The following is a 24,185-nucleotide window of genomic DNA, read 5'->3' as shown; positions in this document are numbered from 1 at the left end:
GATGATCTTATTTGACAGGGAAAAGTTATATGCGGACAGAATTCTGGCATTGGATGACAAAGGCAGAAGTGTCACATATGGTCAGTTCAATGCTTTTTCCGGAGAACTGTACAGAAAGACCGGAGGGAAAAAGCTGATATTTATCCTCTGTGAAAATACCATAGAATCACTGCTTGGTTATCTTGGCTGTCTGAAAACAGGTATTGTACCTCTGATGCTGGACAGTCATATCCACCCCAGCCTTTTAAATGGTCTCATAAGGGAATATCACCCGGAATTCCTTTATGCGCCGGAAGCCTGTATGGGTAAGATAGAAGACGGCGAAGTGATATGGCATACCGGCGGATACTGTCTTTGCAGGAGAAATGAAAAACTGCCGCCATCCCTGTTTAGCCAGCTGTCCCTTCTCCTGACTACATCAGGAAGCACGGGCAGTCCCAAACTGGTCAGGCAGAGCGGCGATAATATTGATGCCAATGCACAGTCCATTGCCTCCTATCTGGAGATTAATGAAAATGAGCGGCCGGTTACCACGCTGCCCATGAATTATACATACGGGCTGTCCATTATTAACAGTCATGTTTTAATGGGCTGCACACTTTTGCTTACCACCTATGGAGTGCTGGAACCGTCCTTTTGGGAGTTTGCAAGGAAGAATAAGGCTGCGTCATTAGGCGGTGTACCATATACCTATCAGATTTTAAAACGGATTGGGTTTATGGATATGGATCTGCCGGATTTAAAAACTATAACACAGGCAGGCGGCAGGCTGCCGCCCGGTCTGCACAAAGAATTTGCCCTATATGCAAAACGGACTAACAGGAAATTGTTTGTTATGTACGGGCAGACGGAAGCGACGGCGAGAATGGGATATCTTCCAGCCGCAAAATCACTGGAGAAGTGCGGCAGCATGGGAATTGCCATACCTGGCGGCAGATTCTGGCTGGAGGATGAACAGGGCGGTGTAATCACAAAGCCTGACGTATCGGGAGAACTGGTGTATCAGGGGAAGAATGTAGCGCTTGGCTACGCCTGCAGCAAAGACGACCTGATAAAACCGGATGAATGGAAGGGAGTACTGCATACCGGGGATATTGCCAGCAGGGACAGCGACGGGTATTACTATATAACAGGAAGAAAAAAACGCTTTATTAAAGTATCCGGCAGCAGGGTGAATCTGGATGAAGTGGAGCGTCTTTTGAAGGAGCAGTATGAAGGGATTGATTTTGCATGTGTAGGCAGCGATGACAAGCTTGTGATTTTCACAGATCATCTTATACCAGAAGCTGGTGAGGATATTCTGGAATACTTGTACCGCGTAACGGGAATCGGGAGCAGGGCAGCAGCCGTAAAGCGTGTGGATCTGATTCCCAAAAATGAATCTGGAAAAACCCTGTATAAAAAATTGGAAACAACAGCAGATAACAGGGAGTAAGTAAATAACGGCATTTATGCCGGAGTGTAAAAGGAGAAGCAGGATATGGATTTTAGTTTATCAAGAAAACATCTTCTGGCACAATCTCTGTACAGAAGCTTCACTGAAAATGAGGTGAAGCCAATGGCACATGAGGTGGATGAGAAGGAAATATTTCCCAGGGAAACCGTTGAAAAGATGGCCCGATACGGTTTGATGGGAATACCGGTTCCAAAGGAGTATGGCGGGCAGGGCTGTGATGTGCTGTCGTATATCATGTGCGTGGAAGAACTGGCAAAGGCATGCGGAACCACTGCAGTAATCTTATCGGCCCATACCTCCCTGTGTATTGATCCCATTCTTACATATGGGACAGAACAACAGAAGCAAACCTATATACCGGACCTGGCGGCAGGCCGGAAGCTGGGAGCGTTTGCACTGACAGAACCGGGGGCTGGAACGGATGCCCAGGGACAACAGACAAAAGCGTTTCTGGACGGAGAAGAGTGGGTGCTTAACGGCTCCAAGTGCTTTATCACCAATGGAAAGGAAGCGGATGTCTACATCGTCATAGCGGTAACCGGAACCGTTGAAAAAAGAGGAAAAAAATCGAAGGAGATATCAGCTTTTATTGTAGAAAAGGGAACACCTGGCTTCTCGTTTGGAACAAAAGAAAAAAAGATGGGTATCCGCGGCTCTGCGACTTATGAGCTGATATTTGATGAATGCAGGATACCAAAGGAAAACCTTTTGGGAATGAAGGGCAGGGGATTTGGTATTGCCATGCATACACTGGACGGAGGAAGGATCGGCATTGCCGCTCAGGCGCTTGGTCTTGCAGAAGGGGCCTTTGAATCAGCAGTGAAATACGTCAAAGAGAGGAAACAGTTCGGACGTACGCTGGGACAGTTCCAGAATACCCAGTTTCAGCTGGCAGACATGGCAACCAGGATTGAGGCTGCGAAAATGCTTGTATACAAAGCGGCCCTGGCAAAGGAAACCCAGAAGATATACAGTGTGGAAGCTGCAAAGGCCAAATTGTATGCAGCAAAGACTGCCATGGAAGTGACGGAAAAAGCGGTTCAGCTTCACGGCGGTTATGGATATATCCGCGAATATGATGTGGAAAGAATGATGCGGGATGCGAAAATAACGGAGATATACGAGGGAACAAGCGAGGTACAGCTTATGGTGATTTCCAGCGATGTGCTGAAATAAGGAGGATACACAGTGAATATTGTTGTTTGCGTAAAACAGGTGCCTGATACAAAGGGCGGTGTAAAATTTAATCCGGATGGCACCCTCGACAGAAGTGCCATGCTGGCAATTATGAATCCGGATGACAAGGCCGGACTTGAGGCAGCTCTCAAATTAAAAGACCAGTACGGGGCAAAAGTGACCGTAATTACAATGGGTCTTCCAAAAGCAGATGAGGTCTTAAGAGAAGCCCTTGCGATGGGGGCAGACAACGGCATTCTTGTCACAGACCGGGTACTGGGAGGAGCTGATACATGGGCTACATCCTCCACATTGGCAGGAGCGCTTAGAAGACTGGATTATGATCTGATTATCACCGGGCGCCAGGCCATCGACGGTGACACTGCCCAGGTGGGACCGCAGATATCCGAGCATCTTGATATCCCGGTCATATCCTATGTACAGAATTTAAGGATTGATGGAGAATATGTAATTGCAGAGCGCCAGTTTGAAGACCGGTATCATCTGCTCAGGGCGAAGATGCCATGTCTGATTACTGCCCTTTCGGAGCTGAACACTCCCCGGTATATGACGCCTGGAGGCATATTTGATGCCTATGCTGCAGAGATTACCGTGTGGGGAAGGCAGGATTTAAAAGAGGTTGACGACAGCAATCTTGGTCTGAAAGGTTCCCCTACCCAGATCGCAAAGGCATCTGACAAAGTGAGAAAGGGTGCCGGAGAGGTTGTGAATCTGGAGGTGCCGGAGTCTGTTGATTATATTATGAACAAACTTAGAGAAAGACATATCATCTAATATGGAAAGAAAAGTGGTGAATAAAATGGGTTTAGAGGAATATAAGGGTGTATACATATTTGCCCAGCAGGTGGATAATCAGATTAGCAGAATTTCACTTGAGCTGTTAGGCGAAGCAAGGAAACTGGCAAGCCGTTTAGAGACAGATGTGACAGCGGTTCTGTTAGGCTCCGGTATAAGACAGATGGCAGAGGAACTGGCTGAATATGGGGCGGATCATGTAATCGTGGTTGACAATCCGGTCTTAAAGGAGTATATGACAGAACCATATACCCATGCGCTGGCCGGTGTGATAGAGAAATACAAACCGGAGATTGTATTGGTGGGAGCGACTGCAATTGGACGCGATCTGGGACCAAGAGTTTCGGCCAGGGTTGCTACCGGGCTCACTGCAGACTGTACCAAGCTGGAAATCGGGGATTTCCCTCTGAATCCGGTGGCGGGCAGAGAGCAGAAGCACAACCAGCTTTTGATGACCCGCCCGGCCTTTGGAGGCAACACCATAGCCACCATTGCGTGCCCCGGCCACCGTCCCCAGATGGCTACGGTGCGCCCCGGTGTGATGCAGGCGATCACACCCATAAAGGGCAGAAAGGCAGTCGTGGAAGAATTTGATCCTGTATTTACACCCGATTATAAATATGTTGAGATACTGAATATTGTAAAATCGGCAGCGGAGTGTGCCGACATCATGGACGCTAAAATACTGGTGTCAGGCGGAAGGGGCATAGGCGGACCGGAAAATTTTTGTTTACTGGAAGAACTGGCTTGTGCGCTTAATGGTCAGGTCAGTTGTTCCCGTGCGGTTGTAGATGCGGGTTGGAAGCCCAAAGATATGCAGGTAGGACAGACCGGCAAGACTGTAAGGCCAAATGTTTATTTTGCTATTGGTATTTCAGGAGCAATCCAGCATGTGGCGGGTATGGAAGAGTCTGATATTATAATTGCTGTCAATAAGGATGAAACAGCTCCTATTTTTGACGTGGCGGATTATGGGATTGTCGGAGACTGGAAAAAAATTGTACCGGAGCTGATAAAAAAGATTCGAAATGAGAAGACAGATTTTTAAACCGCAAATAGTTATACCATAATCAGGAGAAAATAATTTCCGGGGGAAAGATCATATTTTTGGTCTTTCCCTACTTTTTTTTTCGTTTGGATTGTGCTATATATATTCTATGGGAGGTTTTGTTATGAAACTTTGTATTGGCGATAAGATTACGGTCTGCGAGGAAGATCATGAGAAAAGTTACAGTGTAGAAGAAATAACAGAAGATTATATTAAACTTACGAACAAAGCAGAGCGGGAGACTGATATGCACATATATTCCGCTGATGAAGAAGATAAAAGACTTCTCACACGCCAGGTAGTGAACCGTCTCCATCAGGTGGAAGATATCAGTTACCAGAAAGCCGTGAAAATTCTGGGAATTCTCATGGATGCAGATGATGAGATATAGTATTAACGCGGGTTGTTTTTGGTCTGGTTTTAGGCTATACTAAAATTGTTTTACATTATAATTCAGAAAAGGAAATGATAACAACATGGACATAAAACCAAAGACCAGAACCGTGATTCCACGATACCAGCAGATTGCAATTGAGGTAGCAGCACGTATTGCAAATGGAGAATATGGAGAAGGGGTGAAGATATATGCCCGCTCCTCCCTTGCAAGCCAGTATGGCGTTTCTCCGGAAACTGCCCGCAGGGCCATCTGCATACTCAGTGACTTAGGTATCGTATCATCGGAAAAGGGCAGCGGTATTATCATAAGATCCCAAAAGAAAGCGAAGGATTATATTCAGCAGAACAGTAAGCTGGAGACCATAGACACCATTAAAGAGAATTTAATGAAAAGTGTGGCCCGCCAGAAGAAAGAGATGGATTATTTAAACGAGTGTATGAATGAACTGATTGAAGCTTCCGTACATTTCCGATCCATGAATCCGTTTATGCCGTTTGAGATCCGGATCACGAATGAATGTGTTTACTTAAATAAGACGGTGACAGAGATACAATTCTGGCAGCATACCGGCGCGACTGTGATCGCTGTCAGCAGGAAGGATCTGGTGATGAAATCACCCGGACCCTATGTTGCACTGACGGAAGGAGATACCATTTATTTCATCGCGCAGGATGATACAGCAGACCGCGTAAAGGAATTTTTATATCCTGAAAATCAATTTAATAAATAAAACAATAAGGCCGCAGGATACGGATGAGATCCTGCGGCCTTGCTATATTTTGGAAGTAAAATGTTAAGAATGTTGACAGATTTTAATAATTATGTTATATTTTTAAAGGTGACAACTTACAATTGTAGGCAAGTTGTTTGTTCGGTCTAGTTCACAACAGACTAACATTATAGTTGAAACGCAGCTGAAATCCACATTCTTTTTATCTTTTACAAATCAAAAATTTCCTTGAATTATGTAATCTAAAGTTATGGGATATTACAACAGTGCTAAATTTGTTTTGTTTTTTATACAAAAAAATGAGCACACTAAGATAAAAGAATGTTAATCATTCAGCATGCCTGTTTTTGTTAAAATAAAAAGGAAGGTAAGTATATGACCAAATTAGAAGTGAAAAATCTATACAAGATATTTGGTGCAACACCCAACCGGGTAATGGAACGGTTAAAAAAAGGCCAGTCTAAAAAAGAGATATTAAAAGAAACTGATCACGGGATTGGTGTTAACAACGCAAGCTTTGCAGTGGAAGAGGGAGAGATCTTTGTTGTTATGGGTTTGTCCGGAAGTGGAAAGTCAACGTTAATCAGATGTCTCAACCGTCTCATTGAACCCACCAGCGGGGAAGTCTTTATTGACAATCAGAATATCATGCAATGTGACAAAGCACAGTTAAGAGAAGTAAGAAGAAAAAAAATAGGTATGGTTTTCCAGAATTTTGCGCTGCTGCCTCACCGCAGTATTGAAGAAAATGTGGCGTTTGGTCTGGAGATACAAAACCAAAAGCTAGATGACCGTATGAAAAAAGCTCACGAAGCACTGGAACTGGTTGGCTTAAAGGGTTATGAAAAATCCATGCCGTCAGAGCTCAGCGGCGGTATGCAGCAGCGAGTCGGTCTTGCAAGAGCTTTGGCCACCAACCCTGATATCTTACTGATGGATGAGGCATTCAGTGCCCTGGACCCCCTGATCAGAAAAGAAATGCAGGATGAATTGCTTTCTCTTCAGTCTAAGATGCAGAAAACAATTATTTTTATCACCCATGACCTGGATGAAGCATTAAAAATCGGTGACAGAATTGCGATTATGAAGGATGGAGAGATTGTTCAGATCGGTACTCCGGAAGAGATATTAAAGAGTCCTGCCAACGATTATGTAAAAGAGTTTGTTCAGGGTGTTAACCGCGTAAAGGTAGTAACAGCCGGCTCCATTATGAAGCCTGCAGACACGCTGGTTTATACCAAGGATGGAGCAAGAGTGGCAGTAAGAAAGATGAAGGATGCCAATATATCCAGTGTTTTTATGGTAGATAAGCAAAAGAAAATAAAGGGTATTATTACGATTGAAGATACGCTTAAGCTGATTAATTCCGGTAAGGATGATTTAAGCGAAATTATCGATCGTGATATCAATGAAGTTTCGCCTGATACTTTAATTGAAGATTTAATACCATTATTCATGAACTCAAAATATCCGGTAGTTGTTACTGATGAAGAACAGACAATTAAGGGAATTATATTTAAAGTCTCCGTACTGGCCGGAATAATGGGAGAGGAGGTAGTAAATGATTAGGCTGCCAATTGGTGTTTATGTAGAAAAAGGTGTTGACTGGCTGACCATTCATTGGTCGTCATTTTTTGTAGGTATTAAAGTCGGCATAGAGTCAATTATCAATGGTTTTGAATTTATATATATTGGAATTCCGTTTGTTATCATGCTGGCATTAATTGCAGCATTGGCTTATGTAACCGCCGGAAAGAGAACTGCAATCTTTTCAGTAGCAGGCTGTTTACTTATTAAAAGCATTGAGCTGTGGGAAATGACCATGAGTACATTTGCTCTTGTTACAACAGCCACTTTGATCGCATTGCTGATCGGAGTACCAATGGGAATTTGGATGTCAAGAAGCGACCGGTTGAATAAATACATGAGACCTGTGCTGGATTTTATGCAGACCATGCCGGCCTTCGTATATCTGATCCCTGCAGTTTACTTTTTTGATCTGGGTCCGGTACCAGGGGCTGTTGCAACAATAATCTTTGCCATGCCGCCCATTGTACGTTTAACAAGCCTGGGAATCAGGCAGGTGCCCGCCGATGTGGTGGAGGCCTCCAGATCCTTTGGAGCAACTCCAAAGCAGATGCTTTTTAAGGTGCAGATTCCGCTGGCTATGCCAACGATTCTGGCAGGTTTAAATCAGACTATCATGTTATCCCTGTCCATGGTTGTTATCTCTGCCATGATTGGTTCAGGCGGTCTTGGTGATGTTGTATTAAAGGGTATATCCCAGATGAAGATTGGTGACGGGTTTGAAGGCGGTCTGGCTGTTGTAATTCTGGCCATGATCCTGGATCGTATTACCCAGAGTATCGGTAAATCAAAAAAGCAAAGAGTTAATAAATAGATTGCTTTTAATTATGAAGAAAGAAAGGAAGATTGAATGAAGAAAATAATAGCATGTGTATTAACACTGGGTTTAGCGGTGAGTATGGTAACTGGTTGTGCTTCTGGCGGCGCGAAGAAAGAGGAAGCAAAAAAGATAAAGATCGGGTATGTAAACTGGTCGGAAGGAATCGCAATGACGAACCTTGCAGCAGCCATACTGGAAGATAAGATGGGGTACGATGTTGATATGGTACTCGCCGATGTAGCTCCTGTATTTACGTCATTGGCAAGCGGAAACACAGATTTGTTTCTGGATACCTGGCTGCCGGTTACACATAAAGAGTATCTGGATAAATACGGAAAAGATATTGTAGATATGGGTGTTGAATATGAAAATGCAAAGATCGGCCTTGTAGTTCCGTCTTATGTTGACATAAACAGCATTGACCAGTTAAACGACAGCAAGGATAAGTTTGGCGGTAAAATTATAGGAATTGATTCCGGAGCTGGAATTATGAAGAAAACAGAAGAAGCGATCGATCAGTATGGCCTGGATTATGAACTGGTCAGCGGAAGCGGTCCTGCCATGACTGCCTCCTTAAAGAAGGCAATTGACAAAAATGAACCAATTGCTGTTACCGGATGGACACCTCACTGGATGTTCGCCCGCTGGGATTTAAAAGTTCTGGAAGATCCAAAAGGGGTCTATGGTGATGCAGAGAATATTCACGTATACAGCCGTAAAGGATTTGATAAAGATATGCCGGATGCAGCTGCATTTATCAAAAATTTCAAATTATCGGATGAAGTATTATCTGATCTGATGGCTAAGATTGAAGACAGCAAGGAAGACCCCATTGAGACAGCTAAAAAATGGATGAATGAGAATGAAGATCAGGTCAATACATGGTTAGGTAAGTAAGGGGTGTTTTATGTTATTCGCCGCACTGTTCTTTATCTTTTTATCAATTGTTTTCAGCTGTCAGCGGGTACGCTGGCTGCTGGCCGGAGAAGCAGATCTGTCACAGAAGGAAAAGCGGATCAGCTCTCTGTTCGGACATTATTTAAGAGGAGATGCAGTTCTGCTGCTTCTGCTGTGGGGATTAAAGACCTATTCCATTCCTTATCTGTATCAGGGGGCCGGAATTTTGTTTTTAGCCATCACAGGTCTATTCCTTATTAATATGGGAATGATATTAAAAATTCAATTATAATTCGAGAAGGCTGCGTAAGGAAGGAAACTTCCTTATTGCAGTCTTTTTAAATTAACTGGAAATATTTAGAAAATTATAAGAATTTTAATATTTAATTCATTATAACACAACGTTATAATAGGATAGAGACAGAGAATGATATGGAGGGTTTGGGAATGAAGTGGTTTAAGAAAAAAGTAGAAGAAGAGGTACAGACGGCAGAAGCCGGACCTATGAATGATGATGTCTTTGAAAAGGAACTGGAGCATCTGATGTCTGAAGAGCATGGAAAAAAGAAGAAGAAAAAGTTATTTAAGAAAAAATGGAGCAGGAAAAAGAAGATCATAGTTGGTTCTGTAGCTGCCATACTATTCCTTTTTATTGCATTTCGCAGTGCAGCAGGCGGGAAAAGTGCAGTGATGCCGGTTACGGTGACACCCTTAAAAAAGGGTGAGGTTACGGAAAGTCTTTCTGTAAGCGGACCCGTTCAGGGAACAGACAGTGTGGAGGTTGTGTCTAATTTACATGCTGAAATCCTGGATCTTCCGGTAAAAGAAGGTGACAGGGTAGAGAAGGGACAGCTGCTGGCAACTCTTGATGATAAAGATGCAAAAAAAGAAGTTGATATCGCCCAGAATGCTTACGATCTGGCAGTCAGTACATACAACGATAAGCAGTTAGAAGCAGAAAACGGATATGCTAAGGCGAAACAGGACTATGAGACGGCCAAGGCGAATTACAACAGAACCCTCACTTTATACCAGGGAGGCAGCGCAACAGCGGTTGAGCTGGAAGGCGTTACCAACACCATGAATGATGCGGCAAGGGAGATAACTACCTATACTCTGAAGGATGGAAAACCGGTTGCCAATGAATCTTACTCCCTGCAGATTGAGAAGGAAGCATTTGAACTGCAGCAGAAAAAAGAAGCGCTGGAAAATACGAAAGTCATAAGCCCGATCTCAGGAACGGTAGTCCGGGTGAACTGTAAGGTGGGACGTTTTGCAGATAAAACAGATGATGACAAACCCATGTTCATTATCAATAATCTGGATGTTCTGGAGATGAAAATTAATGTCAGCGAGTATTCCATTGGCAAGGTAAAGGTAGGTCAGCCGGTTGAGATAAGTGCCGACATCTTAAATGGTGATACAGTAACAGGAGAAGTAACTGCGATATCTCCTACCGGTGAGGAAAAGGGAGGCGGCTCCACAGAACGGGTCATTCCTACAACCATCCGCATTATTGACCAGAATTCAAAACTGATTGCAGGGATTACGGCAAAAGCCAAAATTGAACTGCAAAAAGCAGAAGATGCATGGGTGGTTCCTATTTCCGCGCTGATCCAGAATCCGGATGGAAGCATGGCAGTTGCGTCTGTTGTCAATAACACAGTGAAATATATTCCTGTAAAAACAGGGGTAGAAAGTGACATCGAGGTGGAGATTATACCGGAAGATGAGAGTGCATTATCAGAAGGTCTCCAGCTGATTGAGGCTCCTTCCTCCATGATCTCAGATGGAATGGCGGTACACGTGCTTCCGTCTCAGTCGTAAGGGGGATTTAGTATGTGGAAAAAGAAAGAAGTGGTCCCTGACTATATCACCCAAAATGTCAGCGAGGATCTGATTAAACTGGTTGATATGGTAAAGATCTATGATACCGGTTCCATTAAGGTCCTGGGATTAAAACGGGTGAACTTAACAATTAAACGGGGCGAGTTTGTTGCCATCATGGGGCAGTCCGGATCTGGAAAATCCACACTGATGAATATTCTTGGCTGTCTGGACCGGCCGACCATGGGGCATTATTATCTGGATGGCATTGATACTGCGGATATGCCGTCTGATGATTTGTCTGCGATCCGAAACCGGAAAATCGGCTTTGTATTCCAGTCGTTTAATCTCATATCCAGAACATCTGCGTTAAAGAATGTGGAGCTTCCCATGACTTATGCCCATATTTCAAAAAAGTCGAGAGAAAAAAGGGCGTTGGAGCTTTTAGAGCGTGTAGGCCTGGGAACCAGATATGAACATATGCCCAATGAGCTTTCCGGAGGCCAGAGACAGAGAGTCGCAATTGCCAGAGCTCTTGCCAATGAGCCGCCTCTGATTCTTGCAGATGAGCCTACCGGTAATTTAGACTCTGCCTCCTCCGTGGAAATTATGGAATTATTTTCTAAACTTCATAACGAAGGGGCAACCGTTGTTTTAGTTACTCACGAAGAAGACATCGCAGCGTTTACCAACCGGATAATCCGTTTTAAGGATGGAGAGCTGGTCAGCGATACTCCTAATATTCCGGTATCTGCGGGTGGAGAAGGAAATTCAGAGTTTCAGAACGGGGAAGCATTATGCTGATAGAAAATATGAGTATGGCAATGCATGCCATAAAAGCCAATAAAATGCGTTCATTTCTTACGATGCTGGGCATCATTATCGGTATAGGTTCAGTGATTGCCATTGTATCGGTGGGTGACAGCATGAGAAATGTATTTAAGGATGCTTATAAAGATGTGGGAGTGAACCGGGCCGCAGTTATGGTATCATGGGAAGTAGAGGATTTCCGTTATTCGGATTATTTTGACAGAGATGAGCTTGACCGTATAAAAGAGGTCTTTCATGATAAGATACAGTATATTGACACCAATTCAAGTGCTGAAGCAGAAGCTGTGAACCGCTTAAAAAAGGTGAAGTTCGAGTTTCAGGGAGTGGATTATAATTTTACGGACGTTCAGCCGCAGAATATTATTTACGGCAGATTTATAAATGAATCTGATGTGAAAAAAGCAGCGAACCACGTAGTGCTGGAAGACAAGGGCGCGGTAAAGTTATTTGGTACTGCGGACTGTGTAGGGCGTACCTTCCGAATGACGGTCAATAAGGATACTCAGGACTACACCGTAGTAGGCGTATATCACAAAGATCTGTCACCAATGGCCGCCATGCTTTTGGGGAATGGGCAGACCCAGGCAGGATTCATCCCCGATACCGTTGTCAGTAAGAAAGGCAGCAGATTCCGGGTATTGAACCTTTATGTCCGTGACGGAGTGGATATGAAGGAGTTTCAGCCGGAGATAACCAGGTATGTTGCAAAAATAAAGGGCCGCAAAGAATCAGAAATTATGGTTAATACAGTAAAAGAAGAGATGGGAAGCATGGATACCACTCTTTCTGCCATGTCGGCAGCTGTAGGAGGAATTGCTGCAATCTCTCTGCTTGTAGGCGGAATCGGAATCATGAACATCATGATGGTTTCTGTGACAGAGCGTACCAGAGAGATTGGAATCAGAAAAGCACTTGGCGCAAGGACAAAGGATATTATGATTCAGTTCTTAACGGAATCAGCACTGATGTCCGCATGCGGCGGTATCATTGGTATCATCCTTGGTGTTACAATTGTAATGATTGGAGGGGCGGTTTTAAAAACGGCAGTAATCGTAAGACCCTCAGTGGTTGTTCTGGCAGTTGGGTTTTCCGGAATGGTGGGAATATTTTTCGGGATTTATCCGGCTTCGAAAGCAGCAAAGTCAGACCCGATAGAAGCTTTGAGGTATGAATAGGAGGAAGCATGCTGTTTGAAAATATGACTATGGCGGTTCATGCCATAAAAGCGAACAAAATGAGGTCTCTTCTTACCATGCTTGGAATTATTATTGGTATCGGGTCAGTCATTGCCATTGTATCCATTGGTGATACCATGAGGTTTATGGTATCTGATCTGTATAAGGATGTGGGAACAACTCTGGCTTATGTCTATGTCTGGCCCACCGACGGCGGTGAGATGAGAGACAGTGATTATTTCAGTGTGGATGATATAGATCGGATTAAGGAAGTTTTCGGAGATGAGATCAGTTATATAGACAGTAGTTCCCAGCAGAATGTAGAAGCTGTTTTTGGCAGAAATAAGGTGCAGTTTCAACTGGAAGGAATCAGAGCCAATTATCCTGACGTTCATAAGATCAATATTATATATGGCAGGAATTTAAATGAGGCAGATATTAAAGGAAGAAAAAATCATGTGGTTTTAGAGGCACAGGGAGCAAAAGAGCTTTTCGGCACCGAAGATGCCGTAGGAAAATCGCTGCGGATGACGATATACGGTGATACGGATTATTACGACGTGGTAGGTGTGTACCGGAAAGAGAAAAATCCGTATCAGGCACTGTTTGGCGGCTCCGGAGAGAAAAAAGAGGGTTATATGCCGGAGACACTGTTAGTCTGGCCCAACGACTCGATTTACAACATCAGAGTATACGCAAAAGAAGGAACCAATATGGATTCATTTTCTGAACGTTTTACAAAATATATCGCAAATAGTAAGAACCGGAAAAAGGAAGATGTTACGTTTTATTCTGTATCCAGTGAAATGGGAAACGTTGATCGGGTTATGGGCGGATTGTCTGCTGCCGTAGGTGGAATTGCAGCGATTTCACTTCTTGTTGGAGGCATCGGAATCATGAATATCATGTTGGTATCCGTAACAGAACGAACGCGGGAAATCGGCATCCGCAAGGCTCTTGGAGCAAAAACCCGGGATGTAATGATTCAGTTTCTGACTGAATCAGCCATTCTTTCAGCAATGGGGGGAATTATAGGTGTTTTAACCGGGGCCGGGCTGGTCCTTCTTGGAGGTACACTTCTTGGGATGCCGGTTGTAATTAAGCCGCTGGTAATTATCGTGGCTGTTGGATTCTCTGCACTGGTTGGTGTGTTTTTTGGCATATATCCGGCTTCAAAAGCAGCGGGAAAAGATCCAATTGATGCCTTGAGGTATGAGTAAAAGCGCAGCAGCATTGCTGTGCTTTTTTTACTCAAAAATAAAAAATTCCTTAATAGGCTCGCAAAGTAACATGTTCTATGCTATAATAAGGTGATATCTTATGGTATAGTGAGGAGACCATATGCTGAGTGAAGAAAAAATAAAAATCATGACGAATCTCGCGATGTTTGAGAAAAAGGAAGGAAAACGGATTTTTCCGATCAACCGGTACTTTAAAAGTGACTACGTCAGCAGCAAGCTGTTCCGCTCCTTTTTCAGCTATACGTTTAGCTTTCTTGCATGCCTCCTGTTATGGGGACTGTATTATATGGAGCGCTGGCTGAATACCATGGATCTAAAGAGTCTGACTGATACCGGAATAAAGGTTGGCATTGTCTACGCAGCCGGTCTTGCGGTTTATCTGGTTATCAGCATCTCTATATATATGAAGCGTTACGAGTACGCCAGCCGTGGGATCAAGGTTTATATGGCAAAATTAAAGAGGCTGGACAAGCGATATGACGGAAACACCAGATCAATAAAAAGAATAAAAGGAGGGCGTACATCATGATGGGCCTTCTTGTCTTAAGAGAACGACTAAAAGAGTTTTATGCAAGGTATGGAATCTATATCACTCCTGTTATTAAATTTATATTCAGTTTTCTGGCTTTTTCTCTGATGAACAAGAATATTGGATTTATGACGAAACTGACAGAACCGCTTATTCCGCTGGTTCTGGCTTTGGTCTGCTCTTTTCTGCCTTATGGAGCAATTTCCTTTCTTGCAGCCAGTTTTATGCTTGCTCATCTGTCAGGAATTTCGCTGGAAGTTACCCTGGTTATGGCAGTGTTTATCCTTGTGGTTGGCCTGCTGTATTATGGTTTTCAGCCAGGTGACAGCTATCTTCTGATATTGACACCGGTCTTTTTCCTTTTGAAGATCCCCTATGCAATCCCTTTGATTGTGGGCCTTTCCGGAGGAATTGTTTCTGTAATACCGGTGGGATGCGGCGTATTTATCTATTATACGCTCCTGTATGTGAAACAGAATGCCGGAGTGTTGACCAATGATTTGGCTGCAGATGAGATGCAGAAGTTTATGCAGCTGATGAAGAGCCTGCTTGCAAACAAACTTATGTTAATTATGGTGCTGGCATTTACTCTGGCGCTTTTAATTGTGGTGATTATACGTGGGCTTTCCATAGATTATTCCTGGATTATAGCCATCATTGCAGGTACCATTGCCCAGCTTAGTGTTATTTTCATTGGTGACATTACAGCGGATGTATCGGTATCTGTCCTGGAACTTTTTGGAGGAGTCCTTGTTTCCGTTGTACTTGCAGGAATCTACACTTTTTTTGTGTTTACAGTGGATTATTCGCGGACGGAGTACGTACAGTTTGAAGATGATGACTATTATTATTACGTCAAGGCAGTTCCCAAGCTGACAGTCAGCACCCCTGATGTAAAAGTTCAGAAAATTAATGCCAGAAAACTCCAGAGACCGCAAAGGTAAGAAGAACAAATAGGGAGGTGGATGACTTGGCAAATTTTTTAGATAATATGTATTCCTGGGTATCGTTCCTTCCCAGAATATCAAAAACGAATCTGGTTGAGATTGTTATCATAGCAGTTTTGCTCTATGAGCTTCTTGCATGGATTATGAATACGAGAGCCTGGACACTGCTCAAAGGTATTATTGTAATCTTTGTTTTCTATCTCTTTGCTTATGTTTTCCGCTTGGATAATATTTTTTGGATTCTCAATAAGATCGCTGCTCCGGCAGTGACCATGGTGATTGTAATCTTCCAGCCGGAGCTGCGAAAAGCACTGGAGCAGCTGGGCAGCAAGAATCCATTCACAGGGATCCTTACCTTTGACGATGGGAGAGATAATTCAAGATTTACCGATAAGACGATTAATGAACTGGTAAAAGCCACCTTTGAGATGGCAAAGGTAAAGACGGGAGCGCTCATTGTGGTAGAACGGAGTGATTCCTTAAAAGAGATTGAAAGGACTGGGATAGAAGTGGGCGGAATTGTAAGCAGCCAGCTTCTGATCAATATTTTTGAGCATAATACCCCTCTCCATGACGGAGCAGTGGTAATTCGCGGAAACCGGGTAGCAGCAGCCACCTGTTATCTGCCCCTGTCCGATAATATGACCATTAGTAAGGACCTGGGAACCAGACACAGGGCTGCAGTCGGAGTAAGTGAGGTCAGTGACAGCATAACCATCGTGGTTTCTGAAGAAACCGGAAGGGTGACGGTTGCACTGGAAGGAGGGTTAAAGCGCATTGCAGATGCAGACATGCTGAGAACCGTTCTGGCCGGTGTAAAGCAGGCCGGAGAGGAAGGAAGCAGATTCAGGATTTTGAAGGGAAGGCGTAAGAATGAAGGAAAAGCTCTTAAATAACCTTGGACTGAAAATTGCGTCTCTGGTGCTTGCTTTTGGAGTGTGGATGGCGATTGTTAATATATCCAATCCTGTTATTGGCGACTCCCAGCTTGTTCCGGTTGAGGTTCGCAATGAGGAGGCTCTAAAGGCAGCAAACTTAACCTATGAAATCGACGGCAAGGACATGGTGGCAGTCTACTACCAGGTGAGAACCAGAGACCGGTCTTTAATAAAGGCATCAGACTTTCATGCATATGTGGATTTGAAAGATTACAATGTAACAGGTGCAGTTCCTGTTACAGTGGAGATAAATAAAGATAAGGAAGGTCTGGTAAAAAGCGATACCGTTACGGCAAAACCTATGGTGATGCGGATCATTGCGGAGCAGCTCCAGACAAAACGATTTGATCTGCAGGTTGATACCAAGGGAAAAGCCAAGGAGGGCTACCAGACTGGAACCATTAATCTGGATCCGGATCATGTCACAGTGGAAGGACCGGAATCGTCAGTGGGACAGATCAATCATATGGGAGTGGTAATTACGATTCCCGAGAATGCGAGTTCCGATATCAGTGCAACAGCTGAGCCGCTGTTTTATGATGCAAACGGTAATAAGCTGATCTTGCCTGATAAAGTGACAGTGAATAAGTCACAAATTAATTATTATGTACAGATACTGAAAGCAAAGAACCTTCCCCTTAATTTTGAAGTTACGGGTCAGGTTGCAAAGGGTTACCGCTATACCGGTCTGGAGGCAGATGTAAAATCGGTTGCTGTTGCGGGAACTAAATCTGTGCTTGCTTCGTTGACGTCCATCGATGTATCATCAGATAAGCTGAATATAGACGGAGCCACAAAAGATAAGATAGTACGGCTGGATTTAAGCCAGTATCTGCCGCCGAATACCACCATTGCAGGTGATGAATATAAAGACGTATCCGTGAAGCTGAAAGTGGAGCCGCTGACCACCCGGGTATTTACCCTTCAGTTAAACAACCTCGATAAGAAGGGGATGTCTGCGGATTACAGTTATAGTTTTGACAAGCAGACCTGTGATGTTACTGTAAAAGGACTGAAGGAAGATTTAGATGCATTAAAAGAAGAAAGTCTTAATGCTGTTCTTGATGTTTCCGATCTGAATCCCGGCACATATCCCGGAATGCTTCATTTTGAAGTGGCAGAAGGATTTGAAGTCACCGTGTATACACCGTTCAATGTTACGGTAGCAAAAGAAGACACGGTTTCGTCAGAAGCGGAAAGCACTACTGTGTCTGAGACAACAGAAAGTTCTGCACAGTAAAAGACTGGTCATTCAGATGATCAGCATGTAAAAAGTTTGGAGGAAATTCAGTATGGTCAGTGCTAATGTTGTTATAAAGAATCCTACCGGTCTGCACTTGAGGCCGGCGGGGATTCTTTGTAGGGAAGCCATGAACTTTAATTCAACAGTGAGTTTTCGTTTTAAGAACACCACTGCCAATGCCAAAAGTGTACTTAGTGTGTTGGGTGCCTGCGTAAAAAGCGGCGATGAAATCACCTTTGTCTGTGAGGGAGCAGACGAAGAGGAAGCTCTGGCGACCATGATCAAGGCTGTTGAGGGGGGCCTTGGTGAATAGATTTTTTCATTTTAATTAATAAGGAGGACTTTATGTTTAAAGGAACAAGCGCATCTGCGGGAGTTGGAATTGGGAAGGCCATCATCGTAGAAGAGACAGAACTGAAGATTAAGAAAGACACAATCACAGATGTGGATGCGGAAAAAGCCCGTTTTCAGAAGGCTTTAAACCAGACCATGGAGGAAACCGATGCTCTGGCAAAAGATCTTGCCACAAGAGTCGGAGAAAAGGAAGCTGAGATTCTTAATGGACATCTGCTGCTGCTTTCTGACCCCATGCTGGTCGGTGAAATCGAAAATACCATCTCCGGTGAGGCGGTTAACAGTGAATATGCTATAGAGACCGTATGCAATACGTATGCTGATATGTTTGCCTCCATGGGAGATGAACTGATGCAGCAGCGGGCTACGGATATGCGTGATATTAAAACCCGTATGCAGAAGATTCTTCTGGGAGTCAGTTCCGTGGACATCGGATCTCTTCCTGCAGGAAGTATCCTGGTTGCAAGGGACTTAACACCGTCTATGACAGCAGGAATCAATCCTATAAACGTAACCGGTATCGTAACCGAGCTGGGCGGTAAGACATCACACAGCGCCATTCTTGCCAGAGCCTTAGAAATCCCTGCAGTGGTTGCAGTGGATGGCTTCATGAGCCAGATCTCAGATGGTACACAACTGATACTGGATGGATCCGAGGGAGTGGTTTTTGCAGACCCGGATCAGGCAGTAAGGGAAGAATACACAGCGAAACGAGATGCGTTCTTAAAAGAAAAGAAGGAACTGGAGCAATACATCGGAAAGCCAACTGTCACCAAAGATGGTGTAACCATCGAACTGGTTGCCAATATCGGTAAGCCTGAAGATGTGGAGAAGGTTCTTCAATATGACGGAGAAGGCATTGGTCTGTTCCGGACGGAATTTCTTTTTATGGATCGTTCAAGCATGCCGACGGAAGACGAACAGTTTGAGGCTTACCGCAAGGTAGCGGCTGCCATGAATGGGAAACCGGTTATTATCCGTACTCTGGATATCGGCGGAGACAAAGAGATCCCTTATATGGGCCTTGAAAAGGACGAGAATCCGTTCCTTGGATATCGCGCCATCCGATTCTGCCTGGACCGGAAGGAAGATGTATACCGTCCTCAGATTCGTGCACTTTTAAGAGCCAGTGCATTTGGCAATATCCGGATTATGGTACCTATGGTAACCTGTCTGGAAGAGTATCGGGAAGCGAAAGCTTTCGTAGATGAGATTAAGAAAGAACTGGATGAGAAATCCATTGCTTATAAAAAAGATATCCAGGTTGGAATTATGGTGGAAACAGCAGCAGCCTCCCTGATGGCAGATGTATTTGCCAAAGAGGTTGATTTCTTCAGTATCGGAACCAACGATCTGACACAGTACACCATGTCTGTAGACCGGGGCAACGACAAGGTATCCTATCTTTACTCACCGCTTAATCCGGCTGTCTTAAGAAGCATCCGCCATGTGATTGAATGCGGAAGAAAAGAAGGAATAATGGTAGGTATGTGCGGAGAAGCCGCAAGCGATCCAATGTTAATACCGCTTCTTCTTGCGTTTGGTTTAAATGAGTTCAGTATGAGTGCATCTGCAATCTTAAATGCGAGAAAGCTGATTACAGGTTACAGCACACAGGAGCTTAAGGAAGTTGCCGATACGGCCATGTCCTTTGCAACTGTAAAAGAAGTGGAAGATTATATGAAAGATTTTATCAGCCGTTCATAATAGACTGATGATAGAAAGAATGCAGCTGTTGCCATGAAGGCGGCTGCATTTTTTCAAAAAAAGGGTAAAAGGTGATTATTTACAAAAGGGGATATGTTACAATGAGCGTTTATCTGATCAGTTATGCAGCATCTTATCTATTTGCAAGAGCCGGTTATTACTGGCTTTCCGGATTGATTCTCGTGCTTGCAGCACTCTTTCTCTACTGGTGCGATTACCGGAGAACGGAGAATATCATTCATTTACGGGGATTATTTTCCTTATTCTGGGTAGGAGGACAGGGAATTGCATGCTTAAAGCTGTCAGAACTGTCATCCGACTGGAGTATCATTACCTGGCTTTGCTTTCTGCTGGCATACTTAGGTTTCTGGGGGACGTATGAGTTTCTGATCAGAACGCAGGGAGCGTCAGGAGGACAGCGGTCCAGCTGGTTCAGCTTTAAGGGATATGAAAAACCGCTTTTTCTGGCGATGCTTATCACTACGGTACTGTCTTTGGCGGCATTCCTTACAGAGGCGGCGATTCTTGGATTTATTCCGTTTTTTATCAAGGGAATGCCTCATGCATATTCTACGTTTCACATCACAGGGCTCCATTATTTCACTGTATCCTGTGTTCTGGTACCCGCTCTTTCCGTGCTGTATTTCACCATTGAACAGGGAAGGAATGGGATCAGGCTGGTCCTGGCAGTGCTTATGGATCTCATTGCCTGTGTGATTCCGGTTCTATGTGTATCCCGCTTTCAGCTGATTCTGGCCGTAGGTCTGGCTATTCTCACCTATATTGCAATGGAGCACAGGCTGAAGATTATATATGGGGCAGGACTTTTAGCCGGTATGATTCCCATCTATGTAATTCTTACCATAGCCAGGGGACATGATGTTACGTATTTAAATGGTATTTTTCAGATGAAATATAGTCAGATGCCGATTTTTATCACGCAGCCTTACATGTATATTGCCAATAATTACGATAATTTCAACTGCCTGGTGGAATGGCTTCCATCTCATACGTTCGGACTTAGAATGCTGTTTCCTTTGTGGGCATTATCCGGACTTAAGTTCCTGGTGCCTGCTTTGGTGGATTTCCCTATTTATGTAACAAAGGAAGAGCTGACAACAGTCACTCTGTTTTATGATTCGTTTTATGATTTTGGCATCATTGGAGTTCTTTTGTTCAGCTGTATCCTGGGAGCCGCTGCATTTTTCCTGATGCGGTTGATAAAGCGGGTAAGAAATCCCATTGGTTATCTGTTTTATGCCCAGTTTGCCATGTATTTGATTCTGTCATTTTTTACAACCTGGTTCAGCAATCCTGCAACCTGGTTTTATTTGGTATTGACTGGCGGCTTATATATTTTCTGTTCCTGGAAGAATAATGGAAGGCATGAATAGTTTTGCGCATGGATCCGGTTTAACGCCGTTTTCATGCGCTTTTTTTATTCAGCTATATAGGAAAGCAGAATGGTGTCCTCTTTTAAGGTTTCAGAGGGAGAGATGCGGAACTTATTTTTGTAAGCTCTTGAAAAGGTGGAATAATTTTTAAATCCGCAGGAGAAGCATACTTCCGTAACCGAATTACCGGTTCTAATGCGTTCTCTTGCAAGTAGAAGCCGTTTTTCTGTAATATAATCGAAGAGTGTATACCCGGTTTCAGCTTTAAAAAGATGCATCAGATGGTAGCGGCTGATGAAAAATGCTTCTGCAATGGAGTCCACTGTCATATCATCCGTCAGATGGCTGTTAATATAATCCATCATGCTTAAGATTCTGGCATCACCGGTGGAAGGGGGCAGATACTGGACCCGGTTTGTCAATGAGGCACGGTTTAACTGGATCATAAATTCCAGAAAGACGACCTGACAGTATAAATCTTTTGCATAGCCGTCGTGGGTGCAGGCATATTCTAAGTTGGCCAGGGTCTGGTACAGGCTGCTTTTCTCCATGGAATGGATCCTCAGAACATGAGAATGGAGCTCTTTGGATTTTTGGAAACATGCACTTAAATCATATGTCTCGGACTGGTATGCATGCAGGAATCCAGGAGAAAGATAGACGATGATTCTCTCGTAAGGAGTATGTGAAGCAATGTCTGGTTTATGTATGTCGTTCTGGTTTACTAAGATGATGTCATACGGCTCAAGGGAATATGCACAGCCTTCAATCCGGTATGTCACAGATCCCTGAATAAAAATAATAATTTTATCAAAATCATGATAATGGTATTCGTAGTTCTGGTTTCCTTCATCGAGAAGATGAAACAGCTTAAAATTGCTGTTTAGATATCCCCGCTTTTCATAGTTATTCATTATGGCTGATTACACCTCCTCTCATTTTTATAATACAACACTTTTTGCAATATATAAAGCATTATATGAATAGAAATGATGGATTGTGCTGCTTATAATAGTAAGTATCAATCAAATAATAATGAAAAGGAATGAACGATGAAAATAGCGGTACTGGCGGGCGGATACAGCCCGGAACGGGAGGTTTCTTTATCATCGGGTGCCATGATTACAAACGCACTGATGGAACAGGGACATGAAGTATGTCTTGTGGATTCCTATCTGGGAATCCCTGATGGGGAAGAGATCCGGTTTGTAAGCCTGAAAGACGGAGAAACATTTACCGGGCATATTGGAAAAAGTGCTCCGGATTTAGAAAAGTTGAAACGGGACGGCAGCCATAACGGGATTCTGGGCAGCCGGGTAATGGAAGCGTGTATGCAGGCGGAGACGGTTTTTCTGGCACTTCACGGAGGAGCAGGTGAAAACGGGCAGATTCAGGCAGTTCTTGACGGATACGGGATCCCATTTACCGGAACCGGATACGAAGGGTGCTTAAAGGCGATGGATAAACACCTGGCAAAGCTTTTGATGAGGGATGCGAATATTCCCACTCCGGACTGGAGACTTTACGAAAAGGGATCATATGCGGAGCCTTTTAAAATCCCCTGTGTTGTTAAACCGTGCGGCTGTGGATCCAGTGTAGGCGTTTCAATCGTTGAATCAGAGGACCAGTGGAAAAAGGCAGTTGAGGCTGCATTTACCTGTGAATCAGCCATACTTGCAGAGGCAAAAATTTCAGGCAGAGAGTTTTCTGTAGGGATTCTGGGAGGGACAGCTCTTCCTGCTATTGAGATCAGACCCAAATGTGGTTTCTATGATTATGAGAATAAATACCAGCCTGGGAAGACAGAGGAAATCTGCCCTGCATCCCTGTCGGAGGGGGAAGCTGGCTATCTGGCTGATCTGGCTTTAAGAGTACATAAAACTCTTGGGCTTGGATATTACTCCAGAGTGGATTTTATGATGGCAGAGGATGGCACCCTATATTGTCTGGAAGCAAATACATTACCGGGAATGACACCTTACAGCTTACTTCCCCAGGAGGCAGCAGCTGCAGGAATATCTTATAATGAACTGTGTGACACGATTGTGAAGCACGGGAAAGGGGTATAAAAATGAACATTACTTTGGAAAAATATCATGGTCTGGGAAACGATTATCTGATTTTTGATCCCAACAAGAATGAATGCCGGCTGACAAAGGAGAATATCAGACTCATCTGTGACCGGAACTTTGGGGTAGGCTCAGACGGCCTTTTGGTAGGCCCCATACTGGGGCAGGATAAGCTGGAAGTAAAGATCTTAAATCCTGACGGAAGTGAAGCAGAGATAAGCGGGAACGGAGTCCGTATATTTGGAAAGTATCTAAAGGATGCCGGTTATGTCCAGAAGAATAAATTCGTAGTCACCACATTAAGCGGAGAACAAACCATTCAGTACTTAAATGAAGAAGGAACCAGAATTAAGGTTTCCATGGGAAAACTCAGTTTTTACAGTGATGAGATTCCTGTTACAGGTCCGAGACGGGAGGTTTTAAATGAAACCATGCTGTTTGGAAGCATTCCATACCGTGTTACCTGTGTAAATATTGGAAATCCTCATTGCGTAATCTGGTTAAATGATATCTCTAAAGATCTGGTATGCCGGATTGGAAAGCATTCTGAAAATGCGGAATATTTCCCGGAAAGGATTAATACCCAGCTTTTAAAAGTGCTGGACCGTACAAATATTGAGATAGAGATCTATGAAAGAGGTGCCGGATATACCCTTGCATCCGGGACCAGCGGTTGTGCAGCTGCAGGAGCTGCATACCGCATGGGACTGACAGATCCTAAGATGTATGTTCATATGCCAGGCGGAGTCCTGGAAGTGGAAATTAAAGAGGATTACAGTGTTCTCATGACAGGAGAAGTCGGTTATGTGGGAAGATTTACATTATCCCATGAATTTGCAGAACAGGTAAAGGCACTGCAGTAAAAGATTGTTTTGGCATGACAGCTATCCGCAGAAAGCTTAAGGAGTAATCCCGCGGCTGATGCGGTGGTAAGTCATGCTTTTTTGTTTTGTCCGGATAAAAATATTTTATTAATAATATAAGTAAATTTCTTTGCATATTA

24 protein-coding genes are annotated in these 24,185 nt (G+C 43.8%); 23 read left to right on the top strand and 1 reads right to left on the bottom strand.

All coding sequences use genetic code 11. The features are described from left to right. The first annotated feature begins 1 nt into the window (after position 1). The 21 genes from CRO04_RS08140 (at position 2) to CRO04_RS08040 (ending at position 21,113) form a co-directional block, all read left to right on the top strand. Entirely contained in the window at positions 2-1,435 is a 1,434-nt protein-coding gene (locus tag CRO04_RS08140; protein ID WP_097003736.1) for an AMP-binding protein, read from the top strand. A gap of 45 nt (positions 1,436-1,480) precedes the next feature. Continuing rightward, entirely contained in the window at positions 1,481-2,632 is a 1,152-nt protein-coding gene (locus tag CRO04_RS08135) for an acyl-CoA dehydrogenase family protein (RefSeq protein ID WP_097003735.1), read from the top strand. A gap of 12 nt (positions 2,633-2,644) precedes the next feature. Then, on the top strand, positions 2,645-3,427 hold the full coding sequence (locus CRO04_RS08130) for an electron transfer flavoprotein subunit beta/FixA family protein (protein WP_097003734.1): 783 nt from the start codon (positions 2,645-2,647) through the stop codon (positions 3,425-3,427). A 25-nt stretch (positions 3,428-3,452) separates the two neighbouring features. Next, the gene (locus CRO04_RS08125; RefSeq protein ID WP_097003795.1) at positions 3,453-4,496 is read left to right on the top strand and encodes an electron transfer flavoprotein subunit alpha/FixB family protein; all 1,044 of its coding nucleotides are present in this window, start codon (positions 3,453-3,455) and stop codon (positions 4,494-4,496) included. Between the two features lie 124 nt (positions 4,497-4,620). Further along, entirely contained in the window at positions 4,621-4,887 is a 267-nt protein-coding gene (locus CRO04_RS08120) for a hypothetical protein (protein WP_097003733.1), read from the top strand. A gap of 85 nt (positions 4,888-4,972) precedes the next feature. Then, positions 4,973-5,623, top strand: coding sequence for a TrkA C-terminal domain-containing protein (locus CRO04_RS08115; protein ID WP_097003732.1), 651 nt, complete (start codon positions 4,973-4,975; stop codon positions 5,621-5,623). Between the two features lie 375 nt (positions 5,624-5,998). Next, entirely contained in the window at positions 5,999-7,192 is a 1,194-nt protein-coding gene (locus CRO04_RS08110; protein WP_097003731.1) for a quaternary amine ABC transporter ATP-binding protein, read from the top strand. Further along, positions 7,185-8,024: an ABC transporter permease gene (locus CRO04_RS08105; protein ID WP_097003730.1), complete on the top strand. Its 840-nt coding sequence runs from the start codon at positions 7,185-7,187 to the stop codon at positions 8,022-8,024. The genes CRO04_RS08110 and CRO04_RS08105 overlap by 8 nt, the downstream gene beginning before the upstream one ends. Before the next feature lie 36 nt (positions 8,025-8,060). Further along, positions 8,061-8,927 carry a glycine betaine ABC transporter substrate-binding protein gene (locus CRO04_RS08100; RefSeq protein ID WP_097003729.1) on the top strand — a complete coding sequence of 289 codons (867 nt, stop codon included), beginning with the start codon at positions 8,061-8,063 and terminating at the stop codon, positions 8,925-8,927. 10 nt (positions 8,928-8,937) lie between these two features. Continuing rightward, complete coding sequence (locus CRO04_RS08095) at positions 8,938-9,219, top strand: hypothetical protein (RefSeq protein WP_097003728.1); 282 nt, start codon at positions 8,938-8,940, stop codon at positions 9,217-9,219. A gap of 155 nt (positions 9,220-9,374) precedes the next feature. Continuing rightward, positions 9,375-10,754 (top strand): efflux RND transporter periplasmic adaptor subunit, encoded by a 1,380-nt coding sequence (locus CRO04_RS08090; RefSeq protein WP_097003727.1) that lies wholly within the window; start codon positions 9,375-9,377, stop codon positions 10,752-10,754. 12 nt (positions 10,755-10,766) lie between these two features. Then, positions 10,767-11,558: an ABC transporter ATP-binding protein gene (locus CRO04_RS08085; protein WP_097003726.1), complete on the top strand. Its 792-nt coding sequence runs from the start codon at positions 10,767-10,769 to the stop codon at positions 11,556-11,558. After that, complete coding sequence (locus CRO04_RS08080) at positions 11,552-12,760, top strand: ABC transporter permease (protein ID WP_097003725.1); 1,209 nt, start codon at positions 11,552-11,554, stop codon at positions 12,758-12,760. The genes CRO04_RS08085 and CRO04_RS08080 overlap by 7 nt, the downstream gene beginning before the upstream one ends. An 8-nt stretch (positions 12,761-12,768) precedes the next feature. Then, a complete protein-coding gene (locus CRO04_RS08075) occupies positions 12,769-13,980 on the top strand; it encodes an ABC transporter permease (protein WP_097003724.1) in 1,212 nt (403 codons plus the stop codon). A 121-nt stretch (positions 13,981-14,101) separates the two neighbouring features. After that, positions 14,102-14,530: a hypothetical protein gene (locus CRO04_RS08070; RefSeq protein ID WP_097003723.1), complete on the top strand. Its 429-nt coding sequence runs from the start codon at positions 14,102-14,104 to the stop codon at positions 14,528-14,530. Beyond that, positions 14,527-15,474 carry an ABC transporter permease gene (locus CRO04_RS08065; RefSeq protein ID WP_097003722.1) on the top strand — a complete coding sequence of 316 codons (948 nt, stop codon included), beginning with the start codon at positions 14,527-14,529 and terminating at the stop codon, positions 15,472-15,474. Before CRO04_RS08070 ends, CRO04_RS08065 begins: the two co-directional genes overlap by 4 nt. A 26-nt stretch (positions 15,475-15,500) precedes the next feature. Next, positions 15,501-16,373: a diadenylate cyclase CdaA gene (gene cdaA / locus CRO04_RS08060; RefSeq protein ID WP_330400801.1), complete on the top strand. Its 873-nt coding sequence runs from the start codon at positions 15,501-15,503 to the stop codon at positions 16,371-16,373. Next, positions 16,351-17,655 (top strand): YbbR-like domain-containing protein, encoded by a 1,305-nt coding sequence (locus CRO04_RS08055; protein ID WP_097003721.1) that lies wholly within the window; start codon positions 16,351-16,353, stop codon positions 17,653-17,655. Before cdaA ends, CRO04_RS08055 begins: the two co-directional genes overlap by 23 nt. Positions 17,656-17,707: 52 nt before the next feature. Next, positions 17,708-17,971, top strand: a complete 264-nt coding sequence (locus tag CRO04_RS08050) for an HPr family phosphocarrier protein (protein ID WP_097003720.1) — start codon at positions 17,708-17,710, stop codon at positions 17,969-17,971. 32 nt (positions 17,972-18,003) lie between these two features. Beyond that, entirely contained in the window at positions 18,004-19,719 is a 1,716-nt protein-coding gene (gene ptsP / locus CRO04_RS08045) for a phosphoenolpyruvate--protein phosphotransferase (RefSeq protein ID WP_097003719.1), read from the top strand. Positions 19,720-19,820: 101 nt separating this feature from the next. Continuing rightward, positions 19,821-21,113 (top strand): O-antigen polymerase, encoded by a 1,293-nt coding sequence (locus CRO04_RS08040; RefSeq protein ID WP_097003718.1) that lies wholly within the window; start codon positions 19,821-19,823, stop codon positions 21,111-21,113. Between the two features lie 44 nt (positions 21,114-21,157). Here the strand turns inward: CRO04_RS08040 and CRO04_RS08035 are convergent, their stop codons facing one another. Continuing rightward, on the bottom strand, positions 21,158-22,027 hold the full coding sequence (locus CRO04_RS08035; RefSeq protein WP_097003717.1) for an AraC family transcriptional regulator: 870 nt from the start codon (positions 22,025-22,027) through the stop codon (positions 21,158-21,160). Positions 22,028-22,165: 138 nt separating this feature from the next. On the opposite strand from CRO04_RS08035, the gene CRO04_RS08030 reads away from it, so the two are divergent. After that, the gene (locus tag CRO04_RS08030; RefSeq protein ID WP_097003716.1) at positions 22,166-23,182 is read left to right on the top strand and encodes a D-alanine--D-alanine ligase family protein; all 1,017 of its coding nucleotides are present in this window, start codon (positions 22,166-22,168) and stop codon (positions 23,180-23,182) included. Positions 23,183-23,184: 2 nt separating this feature from the next. After that, positions 23,185-24,045: a diaminopimelate epimerase gene (gene dapF, locus CRO04_RS08025; protein WP_097003715.1), complete on the top strand. Its 861-nt coding sequence runs from the start codon at positions 23,185-23,187 to the stop codon at positions 24,043-24,045. The last annotated feature ends 140 nt before the right edge of the window (positions 24,046-24,185 follow it).

Source organism: Lacrimispora amygdalina (assembly GCF_900205965.1).
Classification (GTDB): Bacteria; Bacillota; Clostridia; order Lachnospirales; family Lachnospiraceae; genus Lacrimispora; species Lacrimispora amygdalina_A.
The sequence above is the reverse complement of the archived record's forward strand: the minus strand, read 5'-3'. Positions and strand labels throughout refer to the sequence as shown.

Excerpts from the sequence above, each read along its gene's own strand:
- CRO04_RS08140 (WP_097003736.1), top strand. The coding sequence starts at position 2 with ATGATCTTATTTGACAGGGAAAAGTTATATGCGGACAGAATTCTGGCA.
- CRO04_RS08135 (WP_097003735.1), top strand. The coding sequence starts at position 1,481 with ATGGATTTTAGTTTATCAAGAAAACATCTTCTGGCACAATCTCTGTAC.
- CRO04_RS08125 (WP_097003795.1), top strand. The coding sequence starts at position 3,453 with ATGGGTTTAGAGGAATATAAGGGTGTATACATATTTGCCCAGCAGGTG.
- CRO04_RS08120 (WP_097003733.1), top strand. The coding sequence starts at position 4,621 with ATGAAACTTTGTATTGGCGATAAGATTACGGTCTGCGAGGAAGATCAT.
- CRO04_RS08115 (WP_097003732.1), top strand. The coding sequence starts at position 4,973 with ATGGACATAAAACCAAAGACCAGAACCGTGATTCCACGATACCAGCAG.
- CRO04_RS08110 (WP_097003731.1), top strand. The coding sequence starts at position 5,999 with ATGACCAAATTAGAAGTGAAAAATCTATACAAGATATTTGGTGCAACA.
- CRO04_RS08105 (WP_097003730.1), top strand. The coding sequence starts at position 7,185 with ATGATTAGGCTGCCAATTGGTGTTTATGTAGAAAAAGGTGTTGACTGG.
- CRO04_RS08100 (WP_097003729.1), top strand. The coding sequence starts at position 8,061 with ATGAAGAAAATAATAGCATGTGTATTAACACTGGGTTTAGCGGTGAGT.
- CRO04_RS08095 (WP_097003728.1), top strand. The coding sequence starts at position 8,938 with ATGTTATTCGCCGCACTGTTCTTTATCTTTTTATCAATTGTTTTCAGC.
- CRO04_RS08090 (WP_097003727.1), top strand. The coding sequence starts at position 9,375 with ATGAAGTGGTTTAAGAAAAAAGTAGAAGAAGAGGTACAGACGGCAGAA.
- CRO04_RS08085 (WP_097003726.1), top strand. The coding sequence starts at position 10,767 with ATGTGGAAAAAGAAAGAAGTGGTCCCTGACTATATCACCCAAAATGTC.
- CRO04_RS08080 (WP_097003725.1), top strand. The coding sequence starts at position 11,552 with ATGCTGATAGAAAATATGAGTATGGCAATGCATGCCATAAAAGCCAAT.
- CRO04_RS08075 (WP_097003724.1), top strand. The coding sequence starts at position 12,769 with ATGCTGTTTGAAAATATGACTATGGCGGTTCATGCCATAAAAGCGAAC.
- CRO04_RS08070 (WP_097003723.1), top strand. The coding sequence starts at position 14,102 with ATGCTGAGTGAAGAAAAAATAAAAATCATGACGAATCTCGCGATGTTT.
- CRO04_RS08065 (WP_097003722.1), top strand. The coding sequence starts at position 14,527 with ATGATGGGCCTTCTTGTCTTAAGAGAACGACTAAAAGAGTTTTATGCA.
- CRO04_RS08055 (WP_097003721.1), top strand. The coding sequence starts at position 16,351 with ATGAAGGAAAAGCTCTTAAATAACCTTGGACTGAAAATTGCGTCTCTG.
- CRO04_RS08050 (WP_097003720.1), top strand. The coding sequence starts at position 17,708 with ATGGTCAGTGCTAATGTTGTTATAAAGAATCCTACCGGTCTGCACTTG.
- ptsP (WP_097003719.1), top strand. The coding sequence starts at position 18,004 with ATGTTTAAAGGAACAAGCGCATCTGCGGGAGTTGGAATTGGGAAGGCC.
- CRO04_RS08040 (WP_097003718.1), top strand. The coding sequence starts at position 19,821 with ATGAGCGTTTATCTGATCAGTTATGCAGCATCTTATCTATTTGCAAGA.
- CRO04_RS08035 (WP_097003717.1), bottom strand. The coding sequence starts at position 22,027 with ATGAATAACTATGAAAAGCGGGGATATCTAAACAGCAATTTTAAGCTG.
- CRO04_RS08030 (WP_097003716.1), top strand. The coding sequence starts at position 22,166 with ATGAAAATAGCGGTACTGGCGGGCGGATACAGCCCGGAACGGGAGGTT.
- dapF (WP_097003715.1), top strand. The coding sequence starts at position 23,185 with ATGAACATTACTTTGGAAAAATATCATGGTCTGGGAAACGATTATCTG.